Source organism: Viridibacillus arvi, from assembly GCF_001274945.1.
In the GTDB taxonomy this organism is placed as follows: domain Bacteria; phylum Bacillota; class Bacilli; order Bacillales_A; family Planococcaceae; genus Viridibacillus; species Viridibacillus arvi.
Map to the genome: position 1 here is coordinate 319,072 of NZ_LILB01000001.1, position 24,470 is coordinate 343,541.

Sequence of the window (24,470 nt, forward strand, 5' to 3'; positions counted from 1 at the left end):
ATTTTTTTAGTTTAAATCCATTTACACAGTACTTTATTAATAATATAATTCCTTATTAATACATAATGAATAGGAGGTTTCATATGTTTACTGTAGAGATTGATAAGAAATTGCAACTGAAGTTATTACAAGAGCATGATGCACAAGAGTTATTTACAGTTATGATGGGGTCAAAAGAGAGTTTAAGAGAGTGGTTACCCTTTATAGATTCAAATGAAGTTGTCGAAGATACATTACAATTTATTCGGTCTTCTATGAAGCAATTTAGTGCTAATGATGGCTTCCAAACTGCCATTGTATATGAAGATAACATAGTTGGAGTTATTGGTTTTCACCATATAAATTGGCAAAACAAGTCTACAAGTATCGGATATTGGTTAGCGAAAGACTATGAAGGATTAGGTATTATGACCAAATCAGTACATAAGCTTATGGATCATGCCTTTCATGATTTGAAGCTAAAACGTATAGAAATTCGTGCTGCTATTGAAAATAAGAGAAGTAGAGCGATTCCAGAGCGATTAGGAATGACTTTAGAAGGTTGTAGTCGTCAATCAGAGTGGCTATACGACCATTTTGTAGATCATGCCGTTTATAGCATTCTTCAAGAGGAATGGAGAATTAAGTAGTTAAAGACCATCTTGAATGGTCTTTTTTTTAGTAGTTTACATAATATTATTATGTAAACTACATGGTATTGGATGTATAATTAAGGAAAATAACTATTAGTTACTATTACCTAATATTTTTGATTTTATATAATTTAAACTTAAATTAATTAGTGATTTTTAAAATTTTTTAAATAGTAATTGAAAAAAAGTAGCTCACTAAATTTCTTTTTTATTTATTCGTTCTAGACAATCAAACTAGCCAAATTTTTCGGAATATTGCATTTTATCATTGCTGTATTTGAATTATTTTACAGCGAAAAACCTATAAACTGTAGAAAAAATATGTCACAACTACTATAAAAACTATATGAATGGTGTAAAAATTTGATAATAGGAATCTCTCCCTTTGACCTGTATTGTTTCATAGGTTTTTCGATTTAGGACTTTTTACCTTTTGTTTTAATTTGAATAATAGCCTTATATTGGTTGTGATAAAATAATAACAAGAGAGAAATTGCTCGAATTATGCCGAACTGATTAGGAGTGAGGTCATATGGACCAAGATTATAGTCAAACGACAGATCTTAGCCTACATAATGATGCGTATTCAGTACAACAATTAATAGATATTCAACATGCATTGGACCAATCTATTATCGTCGCAATAACAGATAATAGAGGTATCATTACATTTGTAAATAATCATTTTTGTACCATTTCAAAATACAGTAAAGATGAGTTAATTGGGCAAGATCACCGTTTGTTGAACTCTGGCCATCATCCTAAAGCCTTTTTCAAAGAATTGTGGCGTACAATTGGTAGTGGAAAAATATGGCGTGGTGATATTTGTAACCGCGCAAAAGATGGTAGTTTATATTGGGTACAAACAACGATAATACCTTTTTTGAATGATAAAGGTAAACTTTACCAATATGTGTCAATTCGAACAGATGTAACGGAACAAAAAAATGTAAAAAAACTAAAATTCTTTGCTTATCATGACGAATTGACGGGTTTATATAACCGTAGAAAGTTGAATATATGTTTAGCAGATCAATTCAAAAATGTACATAAAGAAGGCTTTTCATTGTCACTCTTAATGATAGATATCGACCGTTTTAAGAGTATTAATGATGGATTAGGTCATTTAACAGGTGATTTATTTCTAATTGAAGTAGCGACTCGCCTGAAAAGATTAGGTATCGATGAAAAATCACTGTTTCGCTATAGTGGTGATAAATTTGCGATCATATTGAAGAATAATGAACATGCTATTTGGAAGGCACATCAAATAATGGCTAATTTTGAAGATAGTTTTTTGATTGAACAATTTGAATTCTATTCTTCTATTAGTATCGGTATAAGCTCAAGTCTAGCTGGTGCAGATACACCCGAGGACTTAATAAAATGTGCGAATGTGGCCTTGCTAGAAGCTAAAAAGAATAGAGCTAGCAATTACATACAGTATGAAAATACGATGAATAGTACTCATAATCAATTCCTGCTGCTAGAAACAAAACTCCGTCATGCTATTAAGCAAGATGAAATTCAACTATATTATCAACCGAAAATCGATTTAAAAACAAATCAATTAAACGGAATGGAAGCTTTAATTCGTTGGTATGATAAGGATTACGGCTTTATTTCTCCAGCTAAGTTTATCCCTTTTGCAGAAGAGTGTGGATTGATTAGTTCTATTGGTGAATGGACATTGAAAAGGGCTTGTAAACAAATGAAGAAGTGGCTTGATGAATATGGGTTTGATATTCGTATTTCGGTTAATATTTCGCCTATTCATTTGAAGGAAAGAAATTTTGTGCACAATTTACGTTCAGTATTACAAGATACAGGTTTACCAGCAAAAAATTTAGAGTTGGAAATTACCGAAATGAGCTTAATGCATCAAACAGAGGAATTAATTGAAACGTTTAATCAAATAAAAGCTCTAGGTGTACTCATCGCTATTGATGACTTTGGAACTGGTTATTCATCTCTTAGCTATTTAAAACAGTTTCCGATTGATGTGTTAAAAATTGATCAATCGTTCATCCATGGTTTAAAAACAGGTCTTAGTAATGTCGCAATGGTGACTGCTATTATCAAATTAGCGCATGCATTAAGTATGCAAGTGGTTGCTGAAGGGGTAGAGACGGAAGATGAATTGTATATCATTCGTGAAAACCTATGTGACTTTGCTCAAGGATATTACTTTAGCAAGCCATTACCGACAGATGAATTTTCCGCAAAATTACATGAATTGTATGTATCGAGAATTTAGGGAATTGTCATATATATTTAGAAAGCAAGACAAAAAGGTCACCTTATTTGCTGAGGTGACTTTTTTTATGGTTTTTATTCAAAACGTTTTTTATCATCTAATTTATTTAGTATTTAGTTATGCTTCTAATAGTAGAAAGAACTTAACAAGTATATTGTATACATTGTAGCCGGCTATCGAGAGATTATTATGGTTTTGAGGTCCAACTAAGTCAGTTACAGCTAAACGTGCACTGAGAGTGGCCCAGTGCCCTTTACAAAGCCTGTTGATAGTAGGTGGATAGCATTTGGCCATTTGGCATCAAACAAGGCTAGAGCGCATATTACACTATTATTGTAGAAGAAAGCTATCATAATTGATTATAAAAATCATATATTATAAAGAATTTTCTAAATTTTTATTGACAATAGATTTCTATAGTTGTAAATTAAGAATCAACAAAATAACTTTTTTCTTATCCAGAGAGGTGGAGGGACTGGCCCTGTGAAATCTCAGCAACGGACGATGTACCGTGCTAATTCCAGAAGCGTATGCTTGAAGATAAGAAGAGTGCATGGACGTATCGTCAACCTCTTCTTATCAAGAAGAGGTTTTTTTGTTCAAAAAAATGATGAGGTGATGGATATGTCAACAGAATTAATCAATGCACTACAAACGTTAAAAGAAAAGAAATGGATCGATTTAACACATGCTTTTGGAGCAGAAACACCACGTTTCAACGCATTCAAAGGGTTGGAAAAAACAACTTTATTTTCACACGATGATGGTTTTTTTGCTCAAAATTTCTCGTTTGCTGGACAATACGGAACACATTTAGATGCACCTATTCACTTTGTTCGTGATGCTCGTTATTTAGAAGAATTAGAGTTAAAAGAACTTGCATTGCCGCTCATTGTAATAGATCATTCAAAAGATGCAGCAGAGAATCATGATTTTACGATTTCAGTTGAAGATATTTTGAAATTCGAAGCCGAACACGGTGAAATTGAGGCAGGTACATTTGTTGCTCTTCGTACGGATTGGAGCAAACGTTGGCCTGATGTTGAAGCATTTAATAACTTTGATGCTGAGGGAAATCCACATGCACCTGGATGGTCCGTAGATGCACTAAAATTCTTGTTTGAAGAGCGTCATATTAAAGCGGTAGGGCATGAAACTTTTGATACGGATTCTAGCATTTTATACCGTCAAAACAATGCATTACTAGGTGAACTATATGTATTAGAACAAGATACATATCAAGTAGAATTGCTAACTAATTTAGACCAGCTACCCGCAAAAGGGGCTGTCATCTTTAACATCGTACCTAAACCTGAGAAGGCTTCTGGTTTCCCTGTTCGCTCATTTGCTATTCTGCCTTAAGTACTCATTTTGAATATACTTGTAAATGAATAATAGCAAGAGGTGTATTCTTTGGATATTAGAATTGATGATTTATCAGGTGATGACGTTAAGGCGTTACTGGAGGAGCACCTCCAAGGTATGGCACTAAATTCTCCACCAAAAAGTATACATGCGTTAAATATCGAGGAATTGAAAAAACCAGAGATTACTTTCTGGAGTGCATGGGATGAAGGCGCATTAGCAGGTTGCGGAGCACTAAAAGAATTGGATGCACACCATGGTGAAATAAAATCAATGCGTACTTCATCATTATATTTACGGAAAGGCGTTGCAAGAAGTATTCTTGAGCATATTATTGAAATGGCTAGGTACCGTGGATATAAGCGATTAAGTTTAGAAACAGGTTCAATGGAGGCTTTTGAACCTGCTAAGAGGCTGTATTTGAAAAAAGGGTTTCAATATTGTAAGCCATTTTCTAATTATATTGAGGATCCTAATAGTGTATTTATGACATTAGAGTTATAAGTAAATTGATTATCATTTTATTTACAGAGTTATAAAAACAATAAGAGCATGTTTTGAATAATCTTCATTCAAAACATGCTCTTTCTCTTTGTTCTTCTATATTTTTGTTGGACAAAACTTCTTACATGTTAAGAAAGCTTTGCAGAACAGCGAATAGCAGTAGCGATGGTTTTTATTTTTTGCTCTTTAGCTATTAATGCTTGTTGAGCTTCCTCTAATGTTACGAGCCTGAATCGGATTTTAGCGCCTGTTTGTAACTGTGCGAGACTAGCTAAATCAGCTGTGATGACTTGAACCATTTTCGGATAACCACCAGTTGTTTGACGATCGGCCATTAAAATGATCGGTTTACCACTTGGTGGGATTTGAACTGTTCCAAAGGTCACAGCCTCTGATAATAATTCGAATTTCTCTGTCAATGATAACGCTGGCCCCTCAAAGCGGTACCCCATACGATCAGCTTCTGTAGAAAGAGTGTAAGGGTTGTTTGTTAAGCAATGCTGACTTTCAGTGGTAAAACTATCCCACTCTGTACCAGGCATCACACGTATTGTTTGCTGTTGCTTTAAAGAGATTAATTCGTTGTAATTCACAGACCAAGAAGCAGGACCTACTAGTTGTATTGCATATTGATGTATTTCTTTATTACTTTTAGTATAAGGTCCGATTTTTATTTCATCCTGCTTTTGTAATGCTCTACCTTCAAATCCACCCATTCCCGCCTTTAAATATGTACTTTTACTATTCATTACAGTAGGAACTTGAATACCGCCAGCAAAGCTTACATAAGCACGACAACCTTTGTGGGCTCTTTTAAACTTTAATAAGTCTCCTTTTTTCACTATAAATGGACGCCAAAGTGGTGCAGGCTCATTATTAATTGTTGCTGTTAAATCTCCACCTGTTAGTGCAATAAGGTGGTCATCATTAAATTGTAATACAGTCCCAAATAATGAAACCTCAAGTACGGCTTCACTTTCTAAATTCCCTACTAGAATATTCGCAATTCTTAATGAATAAGCATCCATAGCACCACTAACGATGACTCCATATTTTTGTGACCCGAATCTCCCTAGATCTTGAATGGTAGTTAATAAACCTGGTTTAACGACTGTAACTGTCATGATCTTGTCTCCTTCAATTGTTTGTATTCTTTTTCAGATATTGGTTTAAAGCGAATACAATCACCTGCTTGCAATAGGGAAGGTGGCGTTTCATTTGGTAAAAATAAATCGAGTGGCGTACGACCGATGATTTGCCAGCCACCAGGTGTTTCAAATGGGTAAATTCCTGTTTGTTTGCCTGCAATCCCAACCGAAAGTGCTGGAATGGCTAGTCTAGGTGTTTCTTTTCGAGGTGTTGCTATAGCTTCATTCATGCCCCCCATAAAAGCAAAACCAGGTGCAAAACCAAGCATATAAACAAGACACTCATTCTCACTATGTAACTGAATGACTTCATCAGTCGTTAAGCCATTTATTTCGGCCACATATTCTAAGTCTGGTCCATATTCACCACCATAGACAACTGGAATTTCAACTACTCTTTGCGTGTGTTGTTTAACTGTTGTCATTTGAGTAATCAGTTGTTGTACATACTGACATACAAAGCTATATGATGTTACATTCCCATTAACTTTAAAAAGGGTGTAAGGATTGTAGTAAATTGTAATATTTGTATATGCAGGAACAGCTTCTATAAACCCTTCAAATGGCTGTTCTTCAAGTAATGATGCTAAATTTTGTAAAATGGTGCAGTTTGATGGATCAATTGTATTCCCAATCTGAACCATTACTGCTGAATCACCCAAAGGTTTAAATTTCACATGTTTAAATTCTTTTCCCATAACGTACAACCCCTCATTTTGCATATTAAACAATATAATCATATAGATAGATAATAGTAAATGACAAGTAAGTTATTTACAATTGATAATTCATTATTGTGAGAAAGTTCAAAAATAAATGTTTTCAGAATAATGATTTAGTGATAATATAAATTTTGTGTTAGAAAAACTGACATTATATTAATTTTGAATTAGTAAGGGGCTGAGAAGATGTTTCGTGTAGACTTGAATTGCGATTTAGGAGAAAGTTTTGGTCAATACAAACTAGGGGAACAAGAAGAAATTTTAAATTATATTACATCAGCTAATGTAGCATGTGGTTTCCATGCAGGAGACCCAACAGTGATGAGGGAAACAGTTAAAATGGCTATAGCTAAAGGTGTGAAAATTGGTGCTCATCCTGGTTTGCCTGATTTAAATGGCTTTGGACGTCGCCCAATGCAAATTACTCCTCAAGAAGGCTATGACATGGTCGTATACCAAATTGGTGCATTACAAGGGTTTTTATCAACATTTGGAGAGAAAATGCAGCACGTAAAACCTCACGGAGCATTATATAATATGGCTGCGAAAGACCAGGCATTATCTGAGGCTATTGCACAAGCTGTTTATGATGTCTCACCTGAGCTTGTATTATTCGGATTAGCTGGAAGTGAGTTAACGAAGGCAGGAGAAAAACTCGGTCTTCAAACAGCTCATGAAGTATTTTCTGACCGGACATATCAAGCGGATGGTTCACTTACTTCACGCACACAATCAGATGCTTTAGTAACAGACGAGGAACAGTCTGTAAATCAAGTCGTAACGATGGTCAAAGAAGGCTATATTGAGTCTCAACAACAAACAAAAGTATTATTGCGAGCAGACACTGTTTGTATCCATGGGGATGGAGTACATGCACTTGCATTTGCAAAATATATTCGAAACACATTGGAGAAAAATAACATTAACGTTCAAGCATTTCACGTATAAAAAGGGGTTTTCATATGACAAAGGTAAGCTTAAATCAAGGTCAAGGCAGCAAGAAAGTAGGGCGTAGCGTCTTATTAGGAGCTGCCTTCCTAATGGCAACATCATCGATTGGACCAGGGTTTTTAACACAAACGACGGTCTTTACACAACAATTAGGAGCTAGTTTTGCCTTTGTTATTCTAGTTTCACTTATTTTAGATGTCTTCGCTCAAATGAATGTTTGGCGTATCATCGCAGTATCAGGTATGCGTGGTCAAGAAATTGCCAACAAAGTACTACCTGGTTTAGGTCTTGTATTAGCCATCATGATCGTTATTGGTGGTCTAGCATTTAATATCGGAAACGTTGCAGGAGCTGGTCTAGGATTAAATGCTATGCTCGGCTTGGATCCGATTATGGGCGCAGTTATAAGTGCAATATTTGCAATTTTCATTTTCCTTGTAAAAGAAGCAGGGAAAGCGATGGATAAGGTTGCGCAAGCAGCTGGTTTTATCATGATTTTACTAATGATGTATGTGGCTTTTACAACATCGCCGCCAATTGGTGATGCATTAGCTAACACATTTACACCAGAAAAACTGGATATTCTTTCAATCGTAACTTTAGTTGGGGGAACAGTAGGTGGATATATTGTTTTCGCCGGCGGTCACCGCTTATTAGATGCAGGAGTTAAAGGGGTAGAATCTTTACCTGATGTAACGAAAAGTTCAGTAACAGGTATTGCTGCTACTGGTATTATGCGTGTAGCACTGTTCTTAGCGGTATTAGGTGTAGTACATCAAGGTTTGGCAATTGACCCTGCTAACCCACCTGCTTCTGTCTTTAAATTAGCTGCAGGTGAAATCGGTTATCGTATGTTTGGAGTTATTATGTGGGCAGCTGCAATTACTTCTGTAGTAGGTGCTGCATATACATCAGTATCATTTATTCGCTCATTCCACCCAATGATTGAAAAATATCATAACTGGGTTATTATTGGCTTTATCGTGGTATCAACTATCACATTTGCATTCGTTGGTAAACCTGTGAAAATTCTAGTTTTAGTAGGAGCAATCAATGCAATAATCTTACCGCTTGCACTTGGTACGTTATTAATCGCAGCATATAAAAAAGATGTTGTTGGTAATTATAAGCATCCGATGTGGTTAACGATTCCTGGTATTTTTGTTGTAGTCGTTATGGCTGTACTTAGCGTTCGTACACTTATTGTCGAATTACCTAAACTATTTAGCTAGTAAAGAAAGCGGGGAATTATGATGACACAATTCGATACAATGGCTCCTGCTGCTATTCGAGAACTAATTCGAAAAGGTGAATTGACTGGACCAACAGCTGGAATGGCTAAAGGCTATACACAAGCAAACTTAGTGATTTTAAAGAAAGAATATGCGTATGATTTCTTGTTGTTCTGTCAACGCAATCCAAAATCTTGTCCACTAGTGGATGTATCCGATATTGGGTCATTTACACCTAACTCTATTGCTGCTGATGCAGATATTCGCAAAGATATACCGAGATATCGAATATATCGTGATGGTGTTTTCACTGAAGAAGTAACCGATGTTACAGATTATTGGGAAGATGATATGGTATGTTTCCTATTAGGATGTAGCTTTACTTTTGAAACGCCACTTCTTGCAAGTGGAATTCCAGTAAGACATATTGAAGAAGGTTGCAATGTACCTATGTATAAAACGAATATCCCATGTGAAAAAGCAGGTATCTTCGAAGGCCCAATGGTTGTTAGTATGCGTCCTATGAAACATGCTGACGCAATCAGAGCTGTACAAATTACTTCTCGATTCCCAGATGTTCATGGTGCACCGGTACATATTGGCGAACCAAGCCAAATTGGGATTACAGATGTAAATACTCCTGATTTTGGAGATGCCGTAACGATCAAAGAAGACGAGGTTCCGGTATTTTGGGCTTGTGGTGTTACCCCCCAAGCAGTAGCAATGGAAAGTAAACCCGCTATTATGATTACGCACGGACCCGGCTGTATGTTCATTAGTGATTTAAAAGATGATAAATTAAGCGTATTGTAAGTTTTAAAGCGCCTCCAAGTTAGAAAGTTAACTTAGAGGCGTTTTTTATTTGTGTTTTACTTATATATTTCTTTACATCTTGTCACTGCAAGTGATGTTATTTCTTAGCTATTCCTCCTTTTTTGATTTCGTAAATACTATTTATGTTAATAAAACCATTAAATGTGTAAATAGGAATTATTATATTAATATTTCTTAGTTGACATAATATTATTATGTCAACTAAACTCTATACTTTCAATTTTTAAAATGAGAACGTATTATTATAAAAGCAACTTATTTTTGATATGTTGTGATTTGTCATAAAGGAGATTGTTATATGAATGATAAGCGATTTAAAATTGCGCATCGTGAAGCCATCATTGGGGTGATTCTTGTAATCATCAACTTTAGTATTTGGTTTGGCTTTGCCTATGGGATGGGCTCAGGAGATCCGTCTTCTTATACATATGTACTTGGTTTTCCAGCGTGGTTTTTCTATAGCTGTATTGCAGGTACTATTTTCATGGTCATCCTGATAGTTTTTGTTATTAAATTCCTCTTCACAGAAGTGCCATTTGATGATGATGAGGAGAGTGAACACAAATGATACATTGGCAAGTGATTATTCCATTAGTTGTTTTTTTAGTACTTATATTTGGAATTGGGATATGGGCGAATCGCCAAGTTATGCAATCAAATTCGTTCTTGCAAGAATATTTCCTTGGCGGACGTGAAATGGGCGGCTTCTTACTAGCGATGACAATGATGGCCACTTACGGTAGTGCTGGTAGCTTTATTGGCGGGCCAGGTGTTGCCTACAATACAGGACTAGGTTGGGTGCTTTTGGCAATGGCGCAGTTACCAGCTGGTTATTTCGTTCTAATGATTCTCGGTAAAAAATTTGCAATTATTGCTCGTAAATATCAAGCAATCACACTAATTGATTTTTTACGTGAACGATATCAAAGCAAAACAGTTGTCATTGTATCCGCAGTTAGTATTATTCTATTTTTATTTGCTTCCATGGCGGCACAGTGGATTGGTGGGGCGCGATTAATTGAGTCATTAACAGGCTTAAACTATTCTGCTGCATTGTTTATCTTTGCAGGTGCTGTATTAATATATGTGATTATTGGCGGTTTCCGTGCAGTAGCATTAACGGATGCAGTACAAGGTTCTGTAATGGTTATTGGGACAATTATTTTACTTGTCGCAACGGTTATTGCTGGTGGTGGAATATCGAATATAATGAGTGATTTAGTCGCTGAAAATCCTAATCTTGTATCGCCTTATGGTGCAGATCGTAGTTTAACACCATTATACGTATCGACATTTTGGATTTTAATTGGGATAGGTGTTATTGGCTTACCTCAAATTGCGGTTCGTGCCATGTCATATAAAAACTCAAAAGGCATGCATTCAGCAATTATTATTGGCACAATCGCACTAGCTACAGTAATGTTTGGCATGCATTTAATTGGTGTACTAGCACGTCCTGTATTACCAGGCGTAGAAATAGGTGATAAAGTGATGCCTTTACTGACATTAAAAGTATTACCACCTTATTTAGCAGGAATTGTTCTTGCTGCTCCTATGGCAGCAATCATGTCTACGGTCAATGCTTTACTTATTTTAGTAAGTTCAACTGTTGTAAAAGATATTTACTTAAACTATATAAAACCAACTGCTTCAGACGCACAGATTAAAAAGGCAAGTTTCTATGTGACTACAGTGATTGGCATAGCAGTGGTATTAGTAGCTCTACGTCCACCAGATTTACTTATATGGTTGAACTTATTTGCTTTTGGTGGATTGGAATCTGTATTCCTATGGCCGGTTATATTCGGTCTCTATTGGAAAACAGGAAACAAATACGGTGCGATTGCATCAATGATTATCGGGATTACATCTTATATCTACATCGATCAAATAATGCCAAGTGTATTAGGTATGCATACGGTTACGTTGCCTATTATTTTATCTTTAGTAGCATTTGTTGTAGTAAGTCTTCTTACGAAGGACAAAGTTAATACTGGTAAATAGATTATTTAATAAGAAACACCAAACTTTCAATTATAAAGTTTGGTGTTTTTATGTGGAAAAATCGGTTAATAATTTTCGTGAAATCAATTGACAGATAACTCTAACTGTTATATATTAATAAAAAATAATTAATTTGTTATATAACAGGAGGGTTTCATATGGAAATGTATAGAGAAGGTTATGAAACATATTGTCTAGCTTGTGAAAATTATGGTATGGAGTCAATGAATTTTTATCTTTACGTGAGAAACTTAACAGTAGAGCAGTTAAACGCATTCAATCAACATACGAAGGGAAGTGGTGATTACGAAGTCTGATGCCATAGCAATTTTATAAAAACCCTACCCGTTGCTAAATTAGGTAGGGTTTTGTTGTTTTTCTGTTAAATCAAGAGAAAAAAATCTGAATTTTATCACAATACAAAAATCTAATTTACAATCTAAAACTTTTATGAAATACTTTAGATTAATAGACAATTAAATATTTCTTATAAGAGTGCTTATGTTCATCATAAGCTAATAGGGAAATCGGTGTAAATCCGATGCAGCCCCGCTACTGTAAGTGTGGATGAAATTGTTGCGAACCACTGGTGCATGTTAAATGCGCTGGGAAGGGACAAGAGTAAATAGATACACAAGCCAGGAGACCTGCTTTTATAATGTAGTTTCAATCTTCGAGGGGGAGATTTGGAGCATCGAAGGCCATTTTTGTATATTTCTGTACATTTTTTTGGCATTTCGCCGTCCAAATTCTCTTTACATTGCGTAAAGGGATATTTTTTTGCCCTATTATATATATGTTCATCCTTTTGAAGTAAAAACTACAAATAATTCACAAAAAGATATGGGGGATTTCAACATGTACACAAGTAAATGGGTAAGAAAATGGGTAGCACCTATCGGAATGGCAAGTTTATTAGCATTTTCACAATTACCAGGACAATTGTCGACAGTAAACGCTGCAGAAAATACGTCAGCGACAGTTCAAGTACCAGCGAAAGATATCAGTTATAAAAACGTTCTAAATTCAACAGCTGCATTTTTACTACAACAAGTGCCCAACCCATCATTTGGTGATGAAGACTATGTAACAGATTTCGCTCGTGCTAGCGTACCAGTTCCATCTAAATACTATGAAACTTACTATAACAACCTTGTTAAAGAAGTGAGTAGTAAAAAGGGTAAAATCTCTGAAGACGTTGGTAAATATTCAAAAGTCATTATTGCATTAACAGCAATCAATAAAGACCCACGTAATGTTGGTGGTTATGATTTAGTTAAATCTATGTATGATACATACTTGGCTACTGAAGAAGCAAAAAAATTAACAAACGGGAATAAATTTCATTTCTTAAACGCTATTGATACGAAAAATTATGATTTATCAACGGAATCGAAATATGCAGAGATTACAAGAACGAAATTGGTAAATGATTTAGTAAAAGATCAATTTAAAGATGGGTCATTTGCGTGGGCTCTAGCATATGGGTCTGATAAAGACTCAACGTCTATGACGGCTACTACTTTAGCACCTTATACAAAGGATGAAAAAGTAAAAGCAGCTGTTGAAAAAGCAAATGATTATTTAGGTAAAGAACTAGGTGAACAAGCCGGTTTCTACTCAGAGTGGGCAAAAGGTGACAGCCCTGAAACAGTATCTCAATTTATCATCAATTTAACATCTAATCAAACTAATCCAAAAACGGATCCACGTTTTATCAAAGGTGATGGTAACTGGGCAGTTTCTAACCTAGTAAGTTTTGTAGATAGTACTACGGGTGGATTAAAGAGCGGTTTATCACTTAAAATTCCGAACTTAATGTCAACAGATCAAGGTTTACGTGCACTTGCTGCATATGACCGCTTTGAAAACGACAAAAACCGTATCTATGATATGTCTGATGCTGCAGAATCTATTAAATTCTACGCAGTAGATATTGCTGCACCGGTAGTGGAGTCAATAGGTGATAGCGCCACTGTTGTTAAAGGAAAAGCTACAGCAAATGCGACTGTTTATATTTACAATAACAATAATTTATTGAATAAAGTTAAAGCTGATACTAAAGGGAATTTCTCAGTAACAATTAAAAAACAAGCAGCTGGAAGCAATATTATTGCAATCTCAGAAAATGCTGAAGGTGTAAGAAGTAACAATGCCTCATTAGTAGTTAAAGACATTACATCACCAATAGCCGCAACAGCTAACATAGTTAGTGATCAAACAACTAGTGTTAAAGGCAAAGCAGAAGCAGGTTCGAAAGTTACGATTTATAACGGCTCTAAGTTACTAGCATCAACAACTGCTTCTACGAAAGGCACATATTCTTTAACAATCAAAAAACAAAAAGCTAATTCAACATTGAAAATTTATGTTACAGATGCGGCTAAAAATAAGAGTAAAGCATACACATTAAAAGTAGTTGATAAAACGGCTCCTAAAGCACCATCAGTTAAAAAGGTAACAAAGTCAAATAATAAAGTAACTGGTACTGCTGAAAAAGGCGCAAAAGTATATGTATTAAAAGGTAAAGCGGCTATCGGTAAAGGCACTGTAAATAGTAAGGGTCAATTTACTGTTAAAATTAATAATCAAAATGCTAATACGAAATTAACAGTCTATGCCAAAGACAAAGCCGGTAACAAAAGTAACGCTACAAAAGTAACAGTTAAAACGAAATAATTTGAAAGAAATAGGAAGGGTGTTGGAGTTTATCTCCAGCACCCTATTCCCATCTATAAGAAGAGGTGCGATAAATGAAAAAGTTAATACCTTTATGGCTAATGATGATTTTCTCATTGATCATTATTACAGGCTGTAAGATTCAATCTGTTGAAGAATATAATAATCAAACTGAGCAAGAACAAAGTGTTAAGGGAGACGGAGAGACTAAGGTAATTGTTAAAGAAGATAAAGGAGAAGAATCAACAAGGGAAGAAATAGAAAAAGATTTAACAAAAGATGCTAAGAAGCCAAAAAACGAAGAAGATGAAAAGTCCGAAACAAAGCAAAAGGAATCAAAAAATGAAGAAGAGGTAACGCCAAAAAAAGAGCAACCAACTAGCACACCTAAAACTGATTCAACATCAACTTCGAAAACACCTAGTAAAGATACTTCGACTAGTTCAAATAAAGAAAAGCCAGCTAAAAGTCCTGCACCAACAAAAGATCAAAAGCCAGAAAAAGATAAAAAACCAGAAAATAATAACGTCGCTCAAAAGCCAAGTAAGCCTAATAAAGAAGATGAAAAGAAAAAAGAATTTGTGACTATTTCAATTAGTGCTGCAACTTTGCTAACTCATTGGGATATGTTAAAACCTGCGTTACAGAGTGAAAAATACGTACCGAAAAATGGTGTGATTTTAAAGTCTACGAAATATGAGATCTTAAACGAAGACGAAACGGTTTGGTCTATTATTAAACGAGCTACAAAAGAACATGGTATTCATATGGAATATGAAGGAGCGGGTGAAAATCAATATGGCTCTGTCTATATCGAAGGGATTAATCACCTTTATGAATTCGATGCAGGGGAATTAAGTGGTTGGATGTATTCTATAAACGGGCAAACCCCTAATTATGGTGTGAGTGCAATTACCGTTAAAAATGGTGACAATATTCAGTTTCAATACACAGTCGATTTAGGCCGTGATATAGGTAGATAATGATTAAAAGGAGTAATAAGCATCATGAAAGCATTTGAAACGTATCACCCCATTGTCCTTTTCGCATATTTTGCATCTGTCATCGGACTTTCCATGTTCTATATGCATCCAGTTTATTTACTTATTACATGTATTGGAGCTATTACATTAAATCTATTACTGAATAGAAAATCATTTATAAGTGGATTAAAGTTTTTCTTACCGATGTTTTTTATCGCAGCAATTATTAATCCACTTATTAGTCATGACGGGGAAATCATTCTATTTTACATAGATTATAATCCTATAACATTAGAGGCTATTGTTTATGGATTTGCGATGTCCATTATGATTTGTTCAGTCATTTTTTGGTTTGGTTGTTATAACGTTGTAATGACATCTGATAAATTTCTTTATTTATTCGGTAAGGTATCCCCTGCACTAGCGTTGGTCATTTCATTAACATTACGTCTTGTGCCGCGCTTTAAACATCAAATTACAGTTATTTCACATGCACAAAAGACAATTGGCATGGATATTTCAGCCGGCAATCCTTGGCAAAGAGTAAAAAGCGGGATTCGAATTATCTCCATTCTTATAACTTGGGCACTTGAAAATGCGATCGAGACCGCTGATTCGATGAAAGCACGTGGTTATGGTTTGAAAAACCGTTCCACATTCTCACTATTCGTTTTTGAAAAAAGAGATGGGTTTTTACTTGGGATTATATTAACTCTTCTTTTTATAAACATTCTTGGCAGTTACTTTGGTGTGACAACGTATTATTTTTATCCAACGTTTACTGAATTAACTGTAACTCCAATTAGTATAGGACTTTATATTTCTTATGCTAGTTTACTAGTAATACCTATTGTGATAGAAATTCGGGAGGCAATTAAATGGCGCTCATTGAAATACAACATGTAAATTTTCAATATCCAGATAAACAAGAGCGAGTATTAGATGATATCAATTTAACAATTGAAGAAGGTGAATTTGCTGTTCTATGCGGCACATCTGGCTGTGGTAAAAGTACATTATTAAAACATTTAAAAAGAGAAATAGCTCCTCATGGTGATAAATCAGGGGTTATTCTTTATGGGGGTACTGCATTGGCCGATTTACCTGATCGAGTGGCAGCTTCTGAAATCGGTTTTGTTATGCAAAACCCTGAAAATCAAATTGTCACTGATAAAGTGTGGCATGAGTTGTCTTTTGGTCTTGAAAACTTAGGATTAGACACGATGACAATTCGACGTAGAGTGGCTGAAATGGCAAATTTTTTCGGTATTCAACAGTGGTTTAGGAAAAGTACGATGGAGTTATCCGGTGGCCAAAAGCAACTGTTAAATCTTGCAGCGATTATGGCTATGCAACCAAAGTTATTGATTTTAGATGAACCGACCTCTCAGCTAGATCCAATTGCGGCTACGGAATTCATCGGTACTTTGCAAAAGTTAAATAAAGAACTTGGATTAACAATTATTCTTGTAGAACATCGCTTAGAAGAGGTTTTTCCTATAGCAGATCGTGTTGTGGTCATGGAGAAAGGTCGCATTATTTGTAATGATTCACCACAGGATGTTGCACAACAATTAAAAGCATTTGATGCCTATCATCCAATGATGCTAGGCTTACCAACACCAGTGCGGATTAATAATGCATTGCAAATCAATGACGTTGTACCATTAACGATACGAGATGGACGAAATTGGCTTACAAAGCACTTTACTAATGAAGTACGTGCTTTAGATGGAAAATTGAGTGCAGCCAATCCAACTGATGACATTGTTTTGGAAGTTAATGAGGCGTGGTTCCGTTATGAAAAGAATGCTCAAGATGTATTAAGAGGATTCTCAATGCAAGTACGTGCTGGGGAGATTGTTAGTATTTTAGGAGGGAACGGCACAGGGAAAACAACCGCACTAGGTGTAATGTCAGGTTTATTTAAACCATATCGAGGAAAAGTCTTTGTTAATGGAAAAGCCATTAAAAAGTTTTCAAATGGCGAACTGTATCGTAATAATTTAGCTGTATTACCGCAGGACCCATTAACTCTACTCGTTGAAAAGAGAGTACAACTTGAATTCGATAGTATAATCGACGTTTTAGGCATCTCAAAAGAGGCAGCTAATGTACAGCTAAATGAAATTATCAAAACACTTAATATCGGTCATTTATTAGATAGTCATCCATATGATTTGAGCGGGGGAGAACAACAAAAAGTTGCTTTAGCCAAGGTTTTGTTATTAAACCCTAAAATAATCCTACTAGACGAGCCTACAAAGGGCATTGATGCATATTCTAAGGAAATATTCGCCGAAGTACTAAGAGCGCTTAAAAAGCGTCGTGTGGCCGTTGTAATGGTTACACATGATATTGAGTTCTCAGCGCAGTATTCTGACCGTTGTGCCATGTTCTTTGATGGCAATATCGTTTCTGAGGATGAACCAAAACTGTTTTACAGTGGAAATAATTTTTATACAACTGCAGCGCATCGAATGTCGCGTCATTTATATGATTTTGCAGTGACAAGTGAGGACGTGATTTCGTTATGCAAGCACAATCAACAGCTCGAGCAGACATCTACTCCCGTAAACGTCTAATTTTCTCCAGTATCATTATATTTGTAGTTATTCCAATTATCATGCTTATTGGAGTGACTATCTTTAATGATCGTAAATACAATCTTATATCTATGATTATCGTATTATTAGCCTGTGTGCCATTCTTTGTTTCATTTGAAAGAAGAAAACCACAAGCACGAGAAATTTTAACGATAGCTGTTATGTCGGCTATTTCTGTTGCAGGTCGTGCAGCATTCATTTGGATCCCTGCTTTCAAGCCAGTGACAGCGATAACAGCTATTACTGGGTTTGCATTCGGAGCAGAAGCAGGATTTCTTACAGGAGCTACATCTGCCATAGCATCGAACATCTTTTTCGGACAAGGTCCATGGACGCCATTTCAAATGTTCACATGGGGAATCCTTGGTTTTATCGCTGGTCTCTTAGGACAAAAAGGTTGGATGAAAAGCAAAATAGCACTCATTATTTATGGGGTTTTTGCTGGAATAATGTATTCCTTCTGTATGGACATTTGGACGGTCATTTCTTATGATGGGTTGTTTTCTTGGAAAAGGTATTTAATTGCTATGTCAACAGCTATTCCGTTTACAATTGTCTATGTAATATCAAATGTCGTTTTTTTACTCGTTTTAGCCAAACCGATTGGTGAAAAATTAGAACGAATAAAGGTGAAATATGGGATGTTGAATAACTAGAAAAGAAAAAGAACTGTTTCGAAAGTCGTTAATCTAGACTTTTAAAACAGTTCTTTTTTTGATGCAGCTTGCTTTCATACTCAACGAATAATCGAACCTATGGACTCTGAGTTCTTTTTAATTTTTTTAAAGGGTAATATAAACATTGTTGGAATTATGTTAGAATTTCATTTATTCCAGTAAGGAGGGTCACACATTGGATAAAAGTAAACATTCATCGGTTCTTTTAGTAGCTTTAACAAACTTATTAATCATTTGTTTAGCTCAATATTTATATGCTTTGATGTTGATAGACAATAATGAGGTGACATTTTTCAACTTTTTTACATACCTTTAATTAGCATAACTATCAATTTGCTACTATGGTCAAGTAGATTCAGAATCAAATTTTATCAACATTGGATTTTTGTATATATTAGTTACTTCTTTTCAGTTTTTATTTTCTATTTCATTAATTATATTAATGTAGATTCAATAAAGTGGGGAGATTTCCCCCCAGGTGAAGTATACTGGGATTTGTTTTTATACATCTTCGTGAATTCAACGTTACAGTTAACTATTTTGTTTTTTCTGAACATTGTTACTTGGTTACTTTATAAAATCATCAAAAGAAGAAAAAGTGATTCTTACAACTATTTAACTTGATCAATTATTCATGTTAAATAGTTGTATTTTTTACTTATGAAACACGTAATCTTCATAGAGCTAAAAATATATTAGATTTGTGAAAGTCTTTTAAGTAGAATAAAATATACATAATATTAGACTTTATGCTAAAAAAATGAAGAAAGGGGGTCTCATAACAGTGAAAAAGACATTTTGGAAGAATTTAAGTATTTCTTGTCTTGCTTTAACAACTTTATGGACCTTAGCCGATAACCAGCAATTCGCTTACGCTGAAGAAAATACAATCAATGCATTGATCTCATATAAAAACGAAGAGGGTAAACAGAGAGTGTTAGGTGACGTTGAAGATGTCAGTGAAGTTCTGGACAATGTGGAAATGGTTGAAGCATCTTTAACAGAGCAACAACTGTCTGACCTAAAAAAGGATCCGAACATTGAATTTGTTGATACTAAAGAAGCACCTATGACTCTAGCTGAATTGGATACACCGGCTCAACCCTTACTAATACCTACTTGGAATTTAAGTTTAATCAATACGCCTGTAGCATGGAATAGCGGTATTTTTGGCAATAAAGTTAAAGTAGCGGTGATTGATACAGGAATTAACCTCATTGATGATTTGCCGAATGTTGTAAGAAGAGTATCCTTTGTGAGGGATTTGCCAGAAACAGTTATTAAAGAATCAGACAATGTGGATCGTGGAGGTATTAGAAATAATGGTCATGGTACATCTGTAGCTACAGTCATCGGAGCGAGAGTTGGTGGATATTTAAAAGACCAAAAAACAACTGATGTTATTGGGGTTGCACCAAATGTCCAATTATATTCTTTGAAATACGCTGATGGTACAACGAGCGGTACTACAACAGAAATTGTCAAATCAATTGATTGGGCTATTGCAAACAAAATGGACATTATTAATATTTCTTCTGGTTTATATGTTGATGTCCCAGCTCTAAGAAATGCAGTTCAAAAAGCTTATAACGCAGGTATTTTAATAGTTGCCTCGGCAGGTAATGATGGTAATGATAGAAATGTCACTTATCCTGCAAGATATAGTCAAGTGATTGCTGTATCATCTATTAGTGCTAAACAAAAGATTAGTACTTTCTCTAATACAGGCTCATCTATGAATCTTACTGCTCCAGGTGAAGCTGTACCTACGATTAATAAAGATGGCAAATTGATTTATGCTAGCGGTACTTCATATGCAGCACCGCATGTTACAGGCTTACTCGCTCTATTAAAACAGCAATACCCATTTTTATCTGCGAAAGAATTACGTGCAAAATTAGATGAACAGGCAATTGACCTCGGTATAACAGGGATCGACAATTTATATGGGCATGGGTTGGCTCAATACCCACAACCCGAAGAATTAGTCATTGAAGATTTGGTTGATCCTCAAATTGAAAAAGTAACTGATCATACAGCGACTGTTAGTTTTTCATTACCAAATGATACGAACGTTAAAAAGATAGCTATTTACTTAGATGATAAACTTGTCACATCCACCACTGCAAACAAATATACAATAAAAAAATTACAAGCTTCAAAAGACTATAAGATTACTTTAAAAACTGTAAGTCGAGATGGAAGAGCGTCCAATGGCTTAGACTTACAATTGCATACGTTAAAGGACGTTACCCCACCTGCTGAGGTGACAAAATTAATAGCGTCATCAATTCAAATTAATAAAGCGACGATTAATTGGCGAGAGCCGTCAACCGAAGACTTTAAACAGTCTAAAATATACGTAAATAATAAAAAAGTAGCAACGACAAATGAATCTACATATACAATACGCAATTTGAATCCAAGTCATACGTATAAAATCGAAGTGAAAACAGAAGACGAAGCTAAAAATATTTCACAAGGTGTAGCAATTACCATTCAAACACCTGCGAAGAAAGTCTTACATTCACCTTCAGTAAAAAAAGTATCTGATCGAAGTACGAAGGTAAGCGGTACTGCTGAAGCAAATACGACTTTTATAATTTATAAAGGCAATAAAAAAATAGCTCAAGCTTCCGTACAATCAAATGGTAGCTATACTGCTGCTATTAAAAAACAGGTAGCCGATAGTCAATTATCTGTCTATATTACAGATGAAAAAGGCAATACGAGCCCAGTAAAAAGACTGACAGTTATTGATAAAACGGCACCTACGAAGCCAAAAGTAAATAAGGTAACAAGTAATTCAACTATTATTACGGGTACCGCTGAACCGTTTGCAATAATAGAAATGATTAAAGGAAAAACGATTTTGGCTAAAACCGAAGTAAAATCTTCTGGTAAATTCACTATGAAAATTAAAAAGTTAAAGAAAAATTCAACTGTTTCGTTTTGCGCTATTGATCAAGCACATAATCGTAGTAAAAGTACATTAATTAATGTGCAATCATAGAAAACTATACCTCTATATAGGTCTCTTATCCTCTTAAATCGCTTAGTTATGTGGTTGATATTGAAAGGGTAGGGGAGTGTATATGGGGGTATATTTTTTGTTGAATATATGGACTAACGAGGTTTATAATAAATGTAATTAAATATATAAAATGGAAGGTGATGTATTTGAAAGAAAAAACGTTTCAACAAACAGTTGGATTTAGCATAAAAGACACTGTGGCACTATATTGGCTATTTAAAACAAAACAAACGGAATGTTATTCTGTTGAAATACATAAAACCTTTCAAAATGACTTCCCCGGACGCCCTGTTGGCTATGAATATGTCGCACGTATTGCTAAACAACTAGAAGCAGATGGGGCTTTAAAAGTGAGACAAGAACAAAAACGTCTATTCTATCATGCTACTGAGCTAGGTATTGAACGATTGCGCAGATACGAAAAACTCTATTTCCAGCAATTCCATGAAATCGTACTCGTATTGGATCGTTTTTATTATGCTTTAACAAAAAACGGGGATAAACCAGCAGCACCTAACCATCCGCTTCCAGAAGAATTTCGTGCTTATTTCTCAAAACTTATATCAGTAAAGGATATCGTACGCTATTTGGCACTTAAACTAAGTCAAACAAGATCGTCATTTTATATGGCAGAAGTAGGTCAACAACTAGAAGACGTGTTTGGTTGGACTCCTTCAAACGGATATTTATATCAAATCGCACGTGAAATGGAAGAAACTGATTTGCTCATTGGTTATTGGCCTGATGAAAGACGTACTGTACGGAAATTAAAAGGAACAGACGCAGGAACGGCATTTTATGATGTCATTGCTAAATCATTAGAAGAGCGAATAACAACGACTCGTCATTACTTACGATATATGCTTGCTTTTTTTCATAACAAATCGGCTTAGATAATGTTTATATATCTCCTTATAGGGAAATATACTCTAGAACGTATAATATATAAGGAGTTGTTTTCTTTATGAATAATTTAAAGGATAATATTCTGTCTATTTTAAAAGATAGTAAAGTTGGGACAATGGCTACAGTGCATAATAACAAACCGTATTCATGCTACATGACCTTTTTTAATGATGATTTGACTCTCTACACAGCGACAAGTAAAGAGACAACTAAATATGATACTCTGCACGAAAATCCTTTTACACACATATTACTTGGCTATGAAGGTAACGGTTTTGGCGATACCTATGTAGAGTATGAAGGAAAAGTCACTCAATTTGATGATGAAAGTATGAAGACAAAGATTCTAAGTAAGCTATCAGGATTAATATTTGATAAACCTGAAGAAATGGTCATTTTGAAAATTGATCCTGAACGAATTACACTTCTAAATAAAAAAGGTGAGCCTTCGCAAGAATTAGAAATGAAATAAAAAGATTATTTAGCCAAAAAGCGCGATTATAACTAAATTGTTAGGAATTGAAGCCAAAATCTATAATTGTTAAGATTTTGGCTTTTTAATGTAAAAAAAGATCTGGGAGCACCTACTCCCAGATCAAAGTTTCTCAATATTAATCAATATATTTGTTCACAAATCCCCACACCGTTTTCCAATACTTCTCTGGATCTACTTTTTCAGCTTCTCCATGACCTGCACCTGGAATAATTAATTTTTCTTTATCAACATTTGCCGCATTATAAACGTCATCTAGCATTTCATAAGGGACAAATGTATCTTTGTCACCATGGATAAATAGCATAGGCGTTTTACTCTTCGCCACTTGTTTGACGGCAGAGGCCTCGTTTAAATCGTACCCTGCACGAATTTTCGTGATGGTGTTAGCCGCGTTCATAACGGGGAACTTTGGTAAATTAAACAAGTCATCAAGCTGATATGTAAATACATCCATAACAGATGAATAACCACAATCTTCAACAATTACTTTGACATTTGAAGGTAATTTTTCGCCAGAGGTCATCATAACAGTGGCTCCACCCATGGAAATTCCGAATAAGGCGATTTCAGCTTTCGGATCTTTATCAGTAATTGTCTTGATCCATAAAAGCATGTCTTTTCGATCATCCCAACCCATTCCGATGTAATCTCCTTCGCTTTCTCCATGTCCACGAAGATCTGGTGCTAACACATTGTATCCTTTTTCATAAAAATTGCGGATCCACCGAACCATTAGAGTGTTATTTGAGGTATACCCATGATCGACGATAACCCATTTATGATCTGAATTATTGTTATCATATAAATGGCCTTTTAATGATAATTTATCTGAAGAAACAATACTTGTTGTAATAGGTGGATGTTTTTTTGAAAAGGCAACATCCGCTAATTCACTTGTTTTTGCTACTTCAGCTGAAACAGCTTCCGATTGAGCTAAATGCGGATTACCGGTTAAAAATTCTTTTTCCGTATTAGCATTTAATGCGAAATTGTAAAAGTAATTTCCGACTAAACCATAAGCAATGACTAATATGATGATAATTACTGATGAAATAATACTGAATTTTTTCATGAGACACTTCCTTTTAACTAAACTATTAATATTTTAATAGTTCAAAGTATAGCATATGTTGTAATTTGAACTAGTTCTCACTATAGAATTCTATTAGATGTCTATAAGTTATTTTATAGCCATGAGAGATCAGTCTAAATTAATGATTGAATTTTAAGACACTTCTCTTTATAATAAATGCAAGTAACATTTTTACACACAATTGTATAACAGAATACGTAGATAAGGATTAGTACATAAGGAATGCGCGGATAGAGAGTCGGGTTTGGTGGAAACCGATACGCAGCAACTAATGGAATGGACCTTTGAGTGACTGCTTGAAAGTTGAGTATGGCAGTTCGATTAGCGAATCGTTATATCGCTTATAG

22 protein-coding genes, 2 riboswitches and 1 other annotated feature (1 of these 25 running past the window's edge) are annotated in these 24,470 nt (G+C 35.0%); of the genes, 19 read left to right on the plus strand and 3 right to left on the minus strand.

Going from position 1 to position 24,470, the window contains the following annotated elements; genetic code table 11:
• Positions 1-83 precede the first annotated feature (83 nt).
• From AMD00_RS01485 to AMD00_RS01500, 4 genes are all read left to right on the plus strand, one after another.
• Positions 84-629 (plus strand): GNAT family N-acetyltransferase, encoded by a 546-nt coding sequence (locus AMD00_RS01485; RefSeq protein WP_053415332.1) that lies wholly within the window; start codon positions 84-86, stop codon positions 627-629.
• Between the two features lie 535 nt (positions 630-1,164).
• A complete protein-coding gene (locus AMD00_RS01490; protein WP_053415333.1) occupies positions 1,165-2,889 on the plus strand; it encodes a putative bifunctional diguanylate cyclase/phosphodiesterase in 1,725 nt (574 codons plus the stop codon).
• Between the two features lie 451 nt (positions 2,890-3,340).
• A riboswitch (SAM riboswitch) is annotated at positions 3,341-3,436 on the plus strand.
• A 77-nt stretch (positions 3,437-3,513) separates the two neighbouring features.
• On the plus strand, positions 3,514-4,251 hold the full coding sequence (locus AMD00_RS01495) for a cyclase family protein (protein WP_053415334.1): 738 nt from the start codon (positions 3,514-3,516) through the stop codon (positions 4,249-4,251).
• A gap of 51 nt (positions 4,252-4,302) precedes the next feature.
• Positions 4,303-4,758 (plus strand): GNAT family N-acetyltransferase, encoded by a 456-nt coding sequence (locus AMD00_RS01500; protein WP_053415335.1) that lies wholly within the window; start codon positions 4,303-4,305, stop codon positions 4,756-4,758.
• A 128-nt stretch (positions 4,759-4,886) separates the two neighbouring features.
• Here AMD00_RS01500 and AMD00_RS01505 read toward each other — a convergent pair whose 3' ends face one another.
• Complete coding sequence (locus AMD00_RS01505; RefSeq protein ID WP_053415336.1) at positions 4,887-5,882, minus strand: 5-oxoprolinase subunit C family protein; 996 nt, start codon at positions 5,880-5,882, stop codon at positions 4,887-4,889.
• Positions 5,879-6,604, minus strand: a complete 726-nt coding sequence (gene pxpB / locus AMD00_RS01510; RefSeq protein WP_053415337.1) for a 5-oxoprolinase subunit PxpB — start codon at positions 6,602-6,604, stop codon at positions 5,879-5,881. Before pxpB ends, AMD00_RS01505 begins: the two co-directional genes overlap by 4 nt.
• 210 nt (positions 6,605-6,814) lie before the next feature.
• Between pxpB and AMD00_RS01515 the strand changes: the two genes are divergently transcribed.
• From AMD00_RS01515 to AMD00_RS01580, 15 genes are all read left to right on the plus strand, one after another.
• The gene (locus AMD00_RS01515) at positions 6,815-7,576 is read left to right on the plus strand and encodes a LamB/YcsF family protein (protein ID WP_053415338.1); all 762 of its coding nucleotides are present in this window, start codon (positions 6,815-6,817) and stop codon (positions 7,574-7,576) included.
• 14 nt (positions 7,577-7,590) lie between these two features.
• Positions 7,591-8,811: an NRAMP family divalent metal transporter gene (locus AMD00_RS01520; protein ID WP_053415339.1), complete on the plus strand. Its 1,221-nt coding sequence runs from the start codon at positions 7,591-7,593 to the stop codon at positions 8,809-8,811.
• A gap of 21 nt (positions 8,812-8,832) precedes the next feature.
• The gene (locus AMD00_RS01525; RefSeq protein WP_053415340.1) at positions 8,833-9,624 is read left to right on the plus strand and encodes a putative hydro-lyase; all 792 of its coding nucleotides are present in this window, start codon (positions 8,833-8,835) and stop codon (positions 9,622-9,624) included.
• A 319-nt stretch (positions 9,625-9,943) separates the two neighbouring features.
• Positions 9,944-10,213 carry a YhdT family protein gene (locus AMD00_RS01530; protein ID WP_053415341.1) on the plus strand — a complete coding sequence of 90 codons (270 nt, stop codon included), beginning with the start codon at positions 9,944-9,946 and terminating at the stop codon, positions 10,211-10,213.
• A complete protein-coding gene (gene panF / locus AMD00_RS01535) occupies positions 10,213-11,649 on the plus strand; it encodes a sodium/pantothenate symporter (protein WP_211258628.1) in 1,437 nt (478 codons plus the stop codon). Before AMD00_RS01530 ends, panF begins: the two co-directional genes overlap by 1 nt.
• Before the next feature lie 158 nt (positions 11,650-11,807).
• Positions 11,808-11,966: a hypothetical protein gene (locus AMD00_RS01540; RefSeq protein WP_053415343.1), complete on the plus strand. Its 159-nt coding sequence runs from the start codon at positions 11,808-11,810 to the stop codon at positions 11,964-11,966.
• A gap of 159 nt (positions 11,967-12,125) precedes the next feature.
• Positions 12,126-12,318, plus strand: a riboswitch (cobalamin riboswitch).
• A 189-nt stretch (positions 12,319-12,507) separates the two neighbouring features.
• Positions 12,508-14,328, plus strand: a complete 1,821-nt coding sequence (locus AMD00_RS01545; protein WP_053415344.1) for an Ig-like domain-containing protein — start codon at positions 12,508-12,510, stop codon at positions 14,326-14,328.
• 74 nt (positions 14,329-14,402) lie between these two features.
• Positions 14,403-15,311, plus strand: coding sequence for a DUF4430 domain-containing protein (locus AMD00_RS01550; RefSeq protein ID WP_053415345.1), 909 nt, complete (start codon positions 14,403-14,405; stop codon positions 15,309-15,311).
• Between the two features lie 24 nt (positions 15,312-15,335).
• A complete protein-coding gene (locus tag AMD00_RS01555; protein ID WP_053415346.1) occupies positions 15,336-16,217 on the plus strand; it encodes an energy-coupling factor transporter transmembrane component T in 882 nt (293 codons plus the stop codon).
• Complete coding sequence (locus AMD00_RS01560) at positions 16,190-17,896, plus strand: ABC transporter ATP-binding protein (protein ID WP_053415347.1); 1,707 nt, start codon at positions 16,190-16,192, stop codon at positions 17,894-17,896. Before AMD00_RS01555 ends, AMD00_RS01560 begins: the two co-directional genes overlap by 28 nt.
• Entirely contained in the window at positions 17,845-18,573 is a 729-nt protein-coding gene (locus tag AMD00_RS01565) for an ECF transporter S component (protein WP_053415348.1), read from the plus strand. The genes AMD00_RS01560 and AMD00_RS01565 overlap by 52 nt, the downstream gene beginning before the upstream one ends.
• 196 nt (positions 18,574-18,769) lie before the next feature.
• Complete coding sequence (locus AMD00_RS23390; RefSeq protein ID WP_169786293.1) at positions 18,770-18,910, plus strand: hypothetical protein; 141 nt, start codon at positions 18,770-18,772, stop codon at positions 18,908-18,910.
• A gap of 468 nt (positions 18,911-19,378) precedes the next feature.
• Positions 19,379-21,607, plus strand: coding sequence for a S8 family serine peptidase (locus AMD00_RS01570; protein ID WP_053415349.1), 2,229 nt, complete (start codon positions 19,379-19,381; stop codon positions 21,605-21,607).
• 167 nt (positions 21,608-21,774) lie between these two features.
• The gene (locus AMD00_RS01575; protein ID WP_053415350.1) at positions 21,775-22,521 is read left to right on the plus strand and encodes a hypothetical protein; all 747 of its coding nucleotides are present in this window, start codon (positions 21,775-21,777) and stop codon (positions 22,519-22,521) included.
• 71 nt (positions 22,522-22,592) lie between these two features.
• Positions 22,593-23,006 carry a pyridoxamine 5'-phosphate oxidase family protein gene (locus AMD00_RS01580; RefSeq protein WP_053415351.1) on the plus strand — a complete coding sequence of 138 codons (414 nt, stop codon included), beginning with the start codon at positions 22,593-22,595 and terminating at the stop codon, positions 23,004-23,006.
• A gap of 139 nt (positions 23,007-23,145) precedes the next feature.
• Here AMD00_RS01580 and AMD00_RS01585 read toward each other — a convergent pair whose 3' ends face one another.
• Positions 23,146-24,102: an alpha/beta hydrolase gene (locus tag AMD00_RS01585; RefSeq protein ID WP_053415352.1), complete on the minus strand. Its 957-nt coding sequence runs from the start codon at positions 24,100-24,102 to the stop codon at positions 23,146-23,148.
• 210 nt (positions 24,103-24,312) lie between these two features.
• Positions 24,313-24,470 (plus strand) — a binding site (T-box leader) (it continues 54 nt past the right edge of the window).

Excerpts from the sequence above, each read along its gene's own strand:
- AMD00_RS01525 (WP_053415340.1), top strand. The coding sequence starts at position 8,833 with ATGACACAATTCGATACAATGGCTCCTGCTGCTATTCGAGAACTAATT.
- AMD00_RS01540 (WP_053415343.1), top strand. The coding sequence starts at position 11,808 with ATGGAAATGTATAGAGAAGGTTATGAAACATATTGTCTAGCTTGTGAA.
- AMD00_RS01555 (WP_053415346.1), top strand. The coding sequence starts at position 15,336 with ATGAAAGCATTTGAAACGTATCACCCCATTGTCCTTTTCGCATATTTT.
- AMD00_RS01520 (WP_053415339.1), top strand. The coding sequence starts at position 7,591 with ATGACAAAGGTAAGCTTAAATCAAGGTCAAGGCAGCAAGAAAGTAGGG.
- AMD00_RS01490 (WP_053415333.1), top strand. The coding sequence starts at position 1,165 with ATGGACCAAGATTATAGTCAAACGACAGATCTTAGCCTACATAATGAT.
- AMD00_RS01565 (WP_053415348.1), top strand. The coding sequence starts at position 17,845 with ATGCAAGCACAATCAACAGCTCGAGCAGACATCTACTCCCGTAAACGT.
- AMD00_RS01585 (WP_053415352.1), bottom strand. The coding sequence starts at position 24,102 with ATGAAAAAATTCAGTATTATTTCATCAGTAATTATCATCATATTAGTC.
- pxpB (WP_053415337.1), bottom strand. The coding sequence starts at position 6,604 with ATGGGAAAAGAATTTAAACATGTGAAATTTAAACCTTTGGGTGATTCA.
- AMD00_RS01495 (WP_053415334.1), top strand. The coding sequence starts at position 3,514 with ATGTCAACAGAATTAATCAATGCACTACAAACGTTAAAAGAAAAGAAA.
- AMD00_RS01580 (WP_053415351.1), top strand. The coding sequence starts at position 22,593 with ATGAATAATTTAAAGGATAATATTCTGTCTATTTTAAAAGATAGTAAA.
- AMD00_RS01515 (WP_053415338.1), top strand. The coding sequence starts at position 6,815 with ATGTTTCGTGTAGACTTGAATTGCGATTTAGGAGAAAGTTTTGGTCAA.
- AMD00_RS01550 (WP_053415345.1), top strand. The coding sequence starts at position 14,403 with ATGAAAAAGTTAATACCTTTATGGCTAATGATGATTTTCTCATTGATC.
- AMD00_RS01530 (WP_053415341.1), top strand. The coding sequence starts at position 9,944 with ATGAATGATAAGCGATTTAAAATTGCGCATCGTGAAGCCATCATTGGG.
- AMD00_RS01485 (WP_053415332.1), top strand. The coding sequence starts at position 84 with ATGTTTACTGTAGAGATTGATAAGAAATTGCAACTGAAGTTATTACAA.
- AMD00_RS01545 (WP_053415344.1), top strand. The coding sequence starts at position 12,508 with ATGTACACAAGTAAATGGGTAAGAAAATGGGTAGCACCTATCGGAATG.
- AMD00_RS01560 (WP_053415347.1), top strand. The coding sequence starts at position 16,190 with ATGGCGCTCATTGAAATACAACATGTAAATTTTCAATATCCAGATAAA.
- AMD00_RS01505 (WP_053415336.1), bottom strand. The coding sequence starts at position 5,882 with ATGACAGTTACAGTCGTTAAACCAGGTTTATTAACTACCATTCAAGAT.